Here is a 10,455-nt window from a genome sequence, read left to right on the forward strand (position 1 = left end):
CCGGCGCCGCGCTCCAACCGGGGCGCGGCGCAAACTCAGAAATCCTCGACCGCCAGCACGCCGCCCAGGGATTTCACCGCGCCCTTGATCTCGGGCGTGACCGGGAAGGGTTGCTTGAGGTCCAGCTCCACCTCGCCGGGCAGGCCCGCGTCGCTGAGGCAGAGATGCACTGGGCCGCGCGGCGCCTTTGGCATCTGCTCGGCCGCGCGCCCCAGGACCGAGGCGATCTGCGAGATGGTCTCGGGGTTCTCGACGTGAATGCGAAGCCCCATGGGCGCGCCCTTGTTGAGCCCCTTTTCCACCGGCTGCACGGACCGGCACAGCAGCTTGAGCTGATCCGATTCCATGGTGGCTTCCATGGTCAGCAGCACCTTGGCCCCGGTTTCGAGGAACTCGCGCGACTTCTCCAGCACCTCGGAAAACAGCGTGATCTCGTAAGCGCCGCTGGGGTCGCTGAGCTGCGCAAAGGCAAAGCGGTTGCCGCGTGCCGACTTGCGCTCCTGCCGCCCGGCCACGACGCCCGCCATCTTGGCCAGGAAGGGCTGCGCCTCGGCCTTGGCGGTCACTTCCTCAAGCGTCAGCACGTCCTGCCGCTTGAGCTGCGGCATGTAGTCGTCGAGCGGGTGGCCCGAGAGGTAGAAACCCACTGCCTTGAATTCTTCGGCCAGCCGTTCGGCGGGCAGCCAGTCGGCCACCGGCGACAGGCGCGGTTCCGGCAAGTCGTCGCCCCCGTCCCCGAAAAGCGACACCTGGTCCGAGGCCGCCTGATCGTGCACCGCCGCAGAATAGGCCACCAGCGCGTCGAGACTGTCGAAGATCCGCCGCCGATTGCCGTCGAGCTGGTCGAAGGCCCCCGCGCGGGCCAGCATCTCCAGCGGCCGCTTGCCGATCTTCTTCAGGTCCACCCGCCGCGCGAAGTCGAACACCGTGGCGAAGGGCTTGTCGCGGCCGTTCTCCTGCCGCCCCTCCACGATCAGCTTCATCGCCTCGACACCGACGTTCTTGAGCGCGCCCAGCGCGTAGACCAGCGCGCCCTCGTGCACGTCGAAGGTGGCCTGCGAGCGGTTCACGCAAGGCGCGGTCCAGGGCAGCTTCAGGCCCTTGCGGACCTCCTCGAAGTAGATGCCCAGCTTGTCGGTCAGGTGGATATCGCAGTTCATGACACCCGCCATGAACTCCACCGGGTGGTTCGCCTTGAGCCATGCCGTCTGGTAGCTCACCACGGCATAGGCCGCCGCGTGGGACTTGTTGAAGCCGTAGTTGGCGAACTTGTCGAGCAGCGCCCAGGTCTCGACCGCCTTCTTCTCGTCCACGCCGTTGGCCTTGGCACCCGAGATGAACTTGGGCCGCTCGGCGTCCATCGCCTCCTGGATCTTCTTGCCCATGGCGCGGCGCAGAAGGTCGGCGCCGCCGAGACTGTAGCCCGCCATCTCCTGCGCGATCTGCATCACCTGTTCCTGGTAGACGATGATGCCCTGCGTCTCGTCCAGAATGTGGTCCACCGAGGGGTGCAGGTAGTCGCGTTCCGACAGCCCGTTCTTGACCTCGCAATACTTCGGGATGTTCTCCATCGGCCCCGGACGATAGAGCGCCACAAGCGCGACGATGTCCTCGATGCAGGTGGGCTTCATGCGCTTGAGCGCATCCATCATCCCCGAGCTTTCCACCTGGAACACCGCCACCGTCTTGGCCGAGGCATAGAGCTTGTAGGTCACCTCGTCGTCGAGCGGGATCGCGTTGATCTGGTTCTCCGTCCCCGGCTCGGGCGCGTAAAGCTCCGCCCCGTCGGCGCCCACGTGCAGCGGGCGGTCGGACTTCAGGATCAGGTCCACAGCGTTCTGGATGACGGTCAGCGTCTTGAGGCCGAGGAAGTCGAACTTCACCAAGCCCGCCTGCTCGACCCACTTCATGTTGAACTGCGTCGCCGGCATGTCCGAGCGCGGATCGCGGTAGAGCGGCACCAGCTCGTCCAGCGGTCGGTCGCCGATCACCACGCCCGCCGCGTGGGTCGAGGCGTTCCGCAGCAGCCCCTCGACCTGCTGGCCGTAGGTCAGCAGCCGGTCGACCAGCCATTCGCGGTCGGCCTCTTCCTTCAGGCGCGGCTCGTCCTCGAGCGCCTTGGAGATCGAGACGGGCTTCACCCCCTCGACCGGGATCATCTTCGAAAGCCGGTCCACCTGCCCGTAGGGCATCTGCAGCACGCGGCCCACGTCGCGCACCGCGGCCTTGGAGAGCAGCGCGCCGAAGGTGATGATCTGGCCCACCTTGTCGTGGCCATACTTGTCCTGCACGTAGCGGATCGTCTCTTCCCGCCGGTCCATGCAGAAGTCGATGTCGAAGTCCGGCATCGACACACGCTCGGGGTTGAGGAACCGCTCGAACAGCAGCGAATAGCGCAGCGGGTCGAGGTCGGTGATGGTCAGCGCGTAGGCCACGAGGCTGCCCGCGCCGGACCCCCGGCCCGGACCCACGGGGATGTTCTGGTCCTTGGACCACTTGATGAAGTCGGCCACGATCAGGAAGTAGCCCGGAAAGCCCATCCCCTCGATGATGCCCAACTCGAACTCGAGCCGTTTCTCGTAGTCTTCAACCGGCGCGGCATGCGGAATCACCGCAAGGCGGTCCTTCAGCCCCTCCTTCGCCTGACGGCGAAGCTCGTCGACCTCGTCGTCGGCAAAGCGCGGCAGGATCGGCGCGCGCTTGTAGGCCATGAAGGCGCAGCGCTTGGCGATCTCGACGGTGTTCTCGATCGCCTCGGGCAGGTCGGCAAACAGCGTCACCATCTCCTGCTGCGACTTGAAATAGTGCTGCGGCGTCAGCCGGCGGCGCGGCTCCTGCTGGTCGACGTAGGCGCCCTCGGCGATGCAGATCAGCGCGTCATGCGCCTCGTACATCTCGGTCTTCGGGAAGTAGACGTCGTTCGTGGCCACGAGCGGCAGTCCCATCTGGTAGGCCATCTCGATATGGCCACGCTCGGTCTGGCGCTCGGCCTCGGGCAGTCCATCCTCGCCCGGATGGCGCTGCAACTCGACATAAAGCCGGTCGCCGAAGGCCGCGTGCAGGCGCGTCAGCAGCGTCTGCGCGGCGGCACGATGCCCCTCGCGCAACAGCCGCCCCACTGGCCCATCGGGCCCGCCCGACAGGCAGATCACGTCCTCGCAATGCGCCTCGAGCTCCTCCAGTGTGACATGCGCAAGCTCGCTGCCCTGCCGCAGGTAGAGACAGGAGTTGAGCTTCATCAGATGCTCATAACCGCGCTCGGTCTGGGCCAGCAGCACCACCGGCGCGGGGTCCTTGACCCGCTCGCCGGGCTCGGCCTCGACGTAGCGCAGATCCACCTGGCAGCCGATGATCGGCTGCACCCCGGCCCCCGCCGCACCCACCGAAAACTCGAGCGCCGCAAAGAGGTTGTTCGTGTCCGTCACCGCCACGGCCGGCATGTCCATGGAGTCGCAGAGAGCGGGCAGCTTCTTCAGCCGCATGGCCCCTTCGAGCAGGGAATATTCGGTGTGGGTGCGCAGGTGGATGAATCGCGGATCGGCCATGCGCCCACCCTATGTTGCGGCGCGGGGGCGGAAAAGACCCAAAGCCTGTGCCCGCGCGGCAAGGAGGCCAGGGCAAGCGCCGCCTAGAAATGAACCCCCGCGGACTTGCGACGCGCCGCGCGCGCAGATCCGGCGGCATGGCCCCGGTCGGCATCCGCAAGGCCGCACAGGGCAGCCGCGCGCGATCGAGACCCGCTCTGATGATCCGTACGATTTCATCCCGGCAGGGTCTGGGCGACACCGACACGCGCGCCCGGGACGGCGGAATCGCCACCGCCTGGCCGCCAGATTGCCGAAAAGCGCCACACCACGGCCCGGCGCCCCGCACGGCCGTGCTCTTCGCGCCCCCGACCTTGCGCTTGTCGCGCGGTGGCGCGACAACCCTTGCATGACCCAGAAACCTGATCTTCTTGTCCTCTCCTCCCTCCGCCCCGCTCAGATGGCAGAGCTCGAGGCCCGTTACACCCTCCACCGGCACGACACCGCCGAGGACCCCGAGGCGCTGCTGGCCGAGGTCGGCCCGCGCATCCGCGGCGTCGTCACCACCGGCGGGCGCGGCATCAGCGGCGACATCGTCGAACGTCTGCCCGCGCTCGAGGTGGTCTCGACCTTCAGCGTGGGGACCGACAGCCTCGACCTGGAGGCCTGCAAGAGGTGCGGCGTGACCGTCACCAACACCCCCGACGTGCTGAACGACGATGTGGCCGATCTTGCGCTGGGGCTGATGATTGCCACGCGGCGGCGCATGGTCGAGGCGGATGCCTGGGTGCGGTCGGGCAACTGGGCGGCCAAGGGCGCGTTTCCGCTGGTGCGCACCATCAAGGGCAGCCGGGTGGGCATCCTCGGGCTCGGCTCCATCGGCAAGGACATCGCGACGCGCTGCGCCGCCCTCCGGACCGAGATCGGCTACCTCGCCCGCAGCGAAAAGGACGTGCCCTACGCGTATTTCGACACGCCGCGCGCGCTGGCGGAGTGGTCCGACATCCTCGTTGCCGTGGTGCCGGGCGGGTCCTCGACGCGGCACATGGTCGACGCCGAGGTGCTGAAGGCACTGGGGCCCGAGGGCACCCTCATCAACGTGGCGCGCGGCAGCGTGGTGGACGAGGCGGCGCTGATCGCGGCGCTCACGGACGGGACCATCGCGGGCGCCGGACTGGATGTCTTCGCCGACGAGCCGAAGGCCGACCCGCGCTTTGCCGAGATGGCCAATGTCGTGTTGTCGCCGCACCACGCCAGCGGCACGGAAGAGACCCGCAACGCCATGGCGCAGCTCGTCGTCGACAACATCGATGCGTGGTTCGGGGAAGGCCGGGCGCTGACCCCCGTCACGGGGTGAGCGCCCAGCCCGGCGCCGCGGCCCGGCAAGGGGCCGCGGCGGGATGCTGCGCCCGGCGGGCGTGGGCGATCACTCGGGGTCGGTGCGGTAGATCAGGCGTTCGTCGCAGGGCGCGACGCGCAGGATGTTGGTGGTGCCCGAGATGTTGAAGGGCACGCCCGCGGTGACGACGATCTGGTCTTCCTCTGTGGCGAAACCGGCAGAGCGTGCGGCGCGGGCCGCGTTGACCACCGCCTGCTTGAAGCGCTCGAGTTCGCCGGTCATGACGCAGTAGGTGCCCCAGAGCAGCGAGAGACGCCGCGCGGCGCCGCGGTGGCTGGTCATCGCGATGATCGGCACGCGGGGCCGTTCACGCGCCACGAGCTGCGCCGTGGTGCCGGTGGAGGTGAAGCAGCAGATGGCCTTGATGTCCGTGGTCTCGGCAATCTCGCGGGCAGCGGCAACGATGCCGTCGGCGACGCTCGAGCGCTTGGCGCTGGCAGTGCGAGAGGCCTCGATGATCTCGGTGTAGGTCGGGTCGCCTTCGACCTCCTGGGCCACGTTGTTCATCGTGGTCACGGCCTCGACCGGGTACTGGCCGGCAGCGGATTCGGCCGAGAGCATGATCGCGTCGGCGCCCTCGTAGATCGCGCCCGAGACGTCCGAAACCTCGGCCCGGGTGGGCATCGGGCTCTCGATCATCGATTCGAGCATTTGGGTGGCGACGATCACCGGCTTGGCGGCAGCGCGGCACTTGCGCACGAGACGCTTTTGGATCGGCGGCACGTTCTGCACGGGCAGTTCCACGCCGAGGTCGCCGCGCGCGACCATGATACCGTCGGAGACGGCGAGAATCTCGTCGAAGGCGCGCACGGCGGCGGGCTTCTCGATCTTGGAGAGGATCGCGGCGCGACCGCCGCAGAGCTCGCGCGCCTCGGTCACGTCCTCGGGGCGCTGCACGAAGCTGAGCGCCAGCCAGTCCACGCCGAGGGCGGAGACGAACTCGAGGTCCTTGCGGTCCTTCTCGGAGAGCGCGGCCACGGGCAGCACGACGTCGGGGACGTTCACGCCCTTGCGGTTCGAGATGGTGCCGCCGGTGACGACCACGCAATTGGCGTGGTCCGGGCCGCAGTCCTCGACCCGCAGGCGGATCTTGCCGTCATTGACCAGCAGAGAGGAGCCGGGCTCGAGCGCCTGGAAAATCTCGGGGTGCGGCAGGCACACGCGGGTATGGTCGCCGGGCGTCTTGTCGAGATCGAGGCGGAAGGGTTCGCCCCATTCCAGCTCCTCGCTCTTGTTGGCGAATTCGCCGACGCGGAGCTTCGGGCCCTGCAGGTCGGCGAGGATGGCAATGGGGCTGTCGAGGTCCTTTTCCACCTGCCGGATGGCGCGATGACGTTCGGCGATCTCTTCATGCGTACCGTGGCTCATGTTGAGCCGGAAGACGTCGGCGCCGGCCTCGTGCAGCTGGCGGATCATCTCGTAGGTGCTGGACGCGGGGCCCAGCGTGGCGACGATCTTGACTTTGCGGTTCCGTTTCATGGGTTGCCCTCCTGGCGGATCTCCGACCGGCCGTTTTCGCGCCTGATCCGTTGTCTATATTCGCGTTATCGCTAACGAATGCACCTATTGCGCAATTCACCGTGTCGCGCAACTTGTCTCTCCGGTGCCGGAAGGACATGACGCGGACATGACATATCAGCCCTATCACATAGAAGGCGCAGGCAGAACAGGCCGTTGGCTCGTCACCTGCGACCATGCCGCCAACACGGTGCCGCCGGACCTCGGCGGCACGCTGGGCCTGCCCGAGGCGGACATGACCCGGCACATCGCCTACGACGTGGGGGCGGCGGGCGTGGCACGGGCGCTGGCGACGGCGCTGGCGGCGCCGGTGCTGCTGTCGAACTTCTCGCGGCTGGTGATCGACCCCAACCGGGGCGAGGACGATCCCACGCTGCTGATGAAGCTCTACGACGGGTCGGTGATCCCCGGAAACCGCCATGCCGGCCCCGAGGAGAAGGCGCGGCGGCTCGAGGCCTACCACCGGCCCTACCACGAGGCGCTGACCGGGCTGGCGGGGCGGCAGGAGGACACGGTGATCGTGTCGGTGCACAGCTTCACGCCGCAGCTGCGCGGCCGCCCGGTGCGGCCCTGGCACGTCGGCGTCCTGCATGCCCACGACAGCCGCCTGTCCGATCCCTTCATTGAAAGTCTCGACGCGGAACCCGATCTGGAGGTGGGGCGCAACATGCCCTACACCGGCGAGCTGCCGGGCGATGCTATCGACCGTCACGCGCTGCAGCACGGGCGCCACAACGTCCTGATCGAGGTGCGCAACGACCTGATCGGCACACCGGAGGCGCAGGCCGCATGGGGCGAGAGGCTCGCCCCCCACCTGATCCACGCCCTGTCCCGCGCCGAGGACCGGGAGACCTGAGGAGGACCGACATGGACGACGCAACCCGCACCGAACTCGAGGCCGCGGCTTTCCGCCGCCTGCGCCAGCACCTGATGGAAGACCGCCCGGACGTGCAGAACATCGACCTGATGAACCTTGGCGGGTTCTGCCGCAACTGCCTGAGCCGCTGGTACATGGAGGCCGCCAACGAACGCGGCATCGACATGGGCAAGGAAGAGGCGCGCGAGATCTTCTACGGCATGCCCTACGACGACTGGAAGGCGCAGAGCCACACCGAGGCCTCGCCTGACCAGCAGGCCGCCTTCGAAAAGAGCTTCCGCGAGAACGTCGGCGACAAGGGCTAGGGCCCGACCCGGCTGCCCCCCCCCCGCGCGAATGGTGCCGGGCAAGCTGGGCGCGACGCTCCCGGCGCAGCATCAAGGCCGAAGGCCGCCTCGGATCGTGATGCCGGAAGCCTGCCCCCGGTCATGAAGGCCCACGCGGTCGATCTGGGCGACCCTCATCACCCGCCCTTCACCGACCTCCCCTATGGACGCAGCCGTCCCGGCACGCTTCTATGGGGGCGGAGGAGATACGGAGGAGCGCATGTCGAAACTGATCGCGATACTCAACGTGGTGGCCTGGTCCGGCTTCTGGGCCTTCGGCTACCTTGCCCTGACCAGCGACCCGACCGCCTCGGGGCGCATGGTCACCGCCGTTGTCCTCGCCGCCCTTGGCGCGGCGGCCGGGCTCTGGGCCTGGTTCTGGATCGTCCGCCACAGCGAGGAAACGGGCTACGCCCCGGCCCCACCCCGCGCCCGCCCCGAGTAGACCGGCGATCTGAACCGATCGCGGCCTCGCCCGTTTGTCCGACGGACGACGGACGGAGGACGCCATGGCGCAGACCGACACCATCGAAACGCTCATCGACGATCGCGGCACGCTCTTCAGCGAAGAGATCGGCGCCAACATCGCCCGCGACGTGCCGCAGCAGTGGTTCCACTGGCTGCTCGGTGCGCAGCTCATGTCGGCCCGCATCGCCGCCCCGCAGGCGGTGCAGGCCGCCGCCGCGCTCAAGGACGAGGGGCTCCACAAGATCGATACCATCCTCGACAGCACCCGCGACGCCCGCATCAAGGTGCTGAACGCCAATGGGTATGCCCGCTTCGACAACCGCGGCGCCGACCAGATGCACGATCTCGCCCGGCAGGTCCGCGACTGGTACGGCGACGACCTGCGGCGCCTGCGCGACGAAGGCGGCGACCGCGACGGCATCCTCAAGCGGCTTAAGGACTTCAAGGGCATCGGCCCTGGCGGCGCCGCCATCTTTGCACGCGAGGCGCAGCTGGCATGGGACGCGCTCTATCCCATGCTCGACAAAGCCGCCTCGGGCCAGGCGGAAAAGCTCGACCTACCCACCGACCCCGACGCCCTCGCAGACAGCGCCGGCTCCCGCGAGCGCTTCACCCGCCTCGCCACCGCGCTGACGCGGGCGGCCCTGGACTGAGGGCGCGGCACCTCCGCCGCCTGTACCTCTGCCATGGCCCGTTCTGCGAGCGCATGTCCCTCGGGGGAGAGCATGACGGGGCGCGAACGGCGGTCGGCGTCTCTCGGCGGTCTCGCGACGAGCCCGTGTTGCTGCAAACCTTTCGGGAGCCTGGTCAGTCTGCCGGGCGAGATCGCATGGCTCGATACGACAGCGAGTGCGATCCACGCCAACGCCCCCTGGGCGATGCTCTGCCTTCCCGCATCACATGTCGGCGCGGCCCTTAAGCACCACTTCGTGGACCGCGACGCCACGCTCACGCGTATGATTGGGACCCGAACCGCATCCACTCGAAAGTAAGAGACCTCCGTTCCAGCCACCTCGGGAGAGCCGCCATGACTCACACGCGCCGCCACGCCTATGCGACCGTCGCCGAGGGTGACGGTCCTATCTCGCGCGGCTAGTGGTAGGCGTCGATCCGGCCGCCACCTCGCAGGCCGGAGCGCAGGGGCCCGGCAGCGGTCGTCCACCCGGACCGCCCACGGCCGACAGTCCCGATGAGCGAGCACAGGGTGGCGCGGATGACCGTATGCGCATGCTGCTCCCGGGCAACGAAGGATAGGCAAGCGTCTCGTGCTACTGCCGCCGAGAGCAGGGGTCGACAGCTGTTCTGCCTCCCCTGATCGCAGCGCGATCCGCCGAAGACGGCATTCGTTCATCTCGCAGCATCGGTGATAGTGGGCTCGCAGCCGTCCTTCGCCGCCGGAAGCATCAACAACGGTTCCTGATCTGCCAACGTGGCGGCCGCAGAGGCCGAGGTCGAGCTTGCGAAGGCCTCGGTGTCGGCGGCCGAAGAGACCGTATCGCGCTACGAGGGTCTTGCCGGCACGGGCGTCACCCAGGAGGACCTGGCCTCGGCCAGGGTCTCGCTTCTTCAGAGCCGGGCCGATTTGAGCTCGGCCGAGGCCTCGCTTGAGCTTGCAGAACTCGACCTCGACCGGACGGAGATCAAAAGCCCGATCTCGGGGTTTCCCGACATCTCCACGGTGTCTGTCGGCGCGCTCGTGACCGAGAACCAGACCGACGCCCTGACAACCGTCACGCGGATCGACCCGATTTTCGTCGACGTCGAAGAATCGAGCCGTCGGATCGGCGAGGTCCGGAACCAGATCGAGGCGGGCTCGCTCTCGCCAGGAGAGCAGCTGGATATCGGGCTCGAACTCGAGACGGGCGAGGTCTACGACGGCAAGGGCGAGTTGGTCTCGCCGGGGTCCAGCGTCTCGACGACCACCGGCACGACCGAGCTTCGGCTTCGTTTCGACAATCCAGACCACCGGATCATGCCGGGCCAGTTCCTGCGCGTCGAGATCGTGCTCGGCACGACGGACGCGGTGCTCGTCCCGCAAGGCGCGACGTCGCGGGCGGCCTCGGGCGCGCTGACGGCATTCGTCGCCGCGGACGGGACCGCGGAAGAGCGTACCCTGACCGAACAGGGCAGCTACCGGAACGCCTGGATTGTGACCGAGGGCATCGCTGCGGGCGAAATGCTGATCGTCGACGGGCTGAGCAATCTGCGCGACGGCGCGGAGATTGCGACGGTTCCTGTGACCATCTCGGACGAGGGCGTCGTCACGGCGGCCGACGGCACCGCCGAGGCCTTCGGGTCCAGCGGTTCCACCGAGGGCGCACCCGCGTCGGATTCCCGGTAGCC

The 10,455-nt window shown here is 68.1% G+C and carries 8 protein-coding genes; 6 read left to right on the forward strand and 2 right to left on the reverse strand.

The annotated features are described in order from the left end of the window. Positions 1 to 35: 35 nt before the first annotated feature. Entirely contained in the window at positions 36 to 3,545 is a 3,510-nt protein-coding gene (gene dnaE, locus C8N44_RS02245; RefSeq protein WP_107974541.1) for a DNA polymerase III subunit alpha, read from the reverse strand. A gap of 388 nt (positions 3,546 to 3,933) precedes the next feature. Here dnaE and C8N44_RS02255 point away from each other — a divergent pair, with 388 nt between their 5' ends. Next, positions 3,934 to 4,881: a 2-hydroxyacid dehydrogenase gene (locus C8N44_RS02255; protein ID WP_107974543.1), complete on the forward strand. Its 948-nt coding sequence runs from the start codon at positions 3,934 to 3,936 to the stop codon at positions 4,879 to 4,881. Between the two features lie 69 nt (positions 4,882 to 4,950). Here the strand turns inward: C8N44_RS02255 and pyk are convergent, their stop codons facing one another. Beyond that, positions 4,951 to 6,402, reverse strand: coding sequence for a pyruvate kinase (gene pyk / locus C8N44_RS02260; RefSeq protein WP_107974544.1), 1,452 nt, complete (start codon positions 6,400 to 6,402; stop codon positions 4,951 to 4,953). A 148-nt stretch (positions 6,403 to 6,550) separates the two neighbouring features. Here pyk and C8N44_RS02265 point away from each other — a divergent pair, with 148 nt between their 5' ends. The 5 genes from C8N44_RS02265 (at position 6,551) to C8N44_RS02285 (ending at position 10,453) form a co-directional block, all read left to right on the forward strand. Next, positions 6,551 to 7,297, forward strand: coding sequence for an N-formylglutamate amidohydrolase (locus tag C8N44_RS02265; protein WP_107974545.1), 747 nt, complete (start codon positions 6,551 to 6,553; stop codon positions 7,295 to 7,297). Positions 7,298 to 7,308: 11 nt separating this feature from the next. Next, positions 7,309 to 7,623, forward strand: a complete 315-nt coding sequence (locus tag C8N44_RS02270) for a DUF1244 domain-containing protein (RefSeq protein ID WP_107974546.1) — start codon at positions 7,309 to 7,311, stop codon at positions 7,621 to 7,623. 241 nt (positions 7,624 to 7,864) lie between these two features. Continuing rightward, positions 7,865 to 8,089: a hypothetical protein gene (locus tag C8N44_RS02275; RefSeq protein ID WP_107974547.1), complete on the forward strand. Its 225-nt coding sequence runs from the start codon at positions 7,865 to 7,867 to the stop codon at positions 8,087 to 8,089. Positions 8,090 to 8,153: 64 nt separating this feature from the next. After that, positions 8,154 to 8,765 (forward strand): hypothetical protein, encoded by a 612-nt coding sequence (locus tag C8N44_RS02280; RefSeq protein WP_107974548.1) that lies wholly within the window; start codon positions 8,154 to 8,156, stop codon positions 8,763 to 8,765. A 776-nt stretch (positions 8,766 to 9,541) separates the two neighbouring features. Next, a complete protein-coding gene (locus C8N44_RS02285) occupies positions 9,542 to 10,453 on the forward strand; it encodes an efflux RND transporter periplasmic adaptor subunit (RefSeq protein ID WP_107974549.1) in 912 nt (303 codons plus the stop codon). Positions 10,454 to 10,455 lie beyond the last annotated feature (2 nt).

It is taken from the genome of Allosediminivita pacifica (assembly GCF_003054175.1).
GTDB lineage: Bacteria > Pseudomonadota > Alphaproteobacteria > Rhodobacterales > Rhodobacteraceae > Allosediminivita > Allosediminivita pacifica.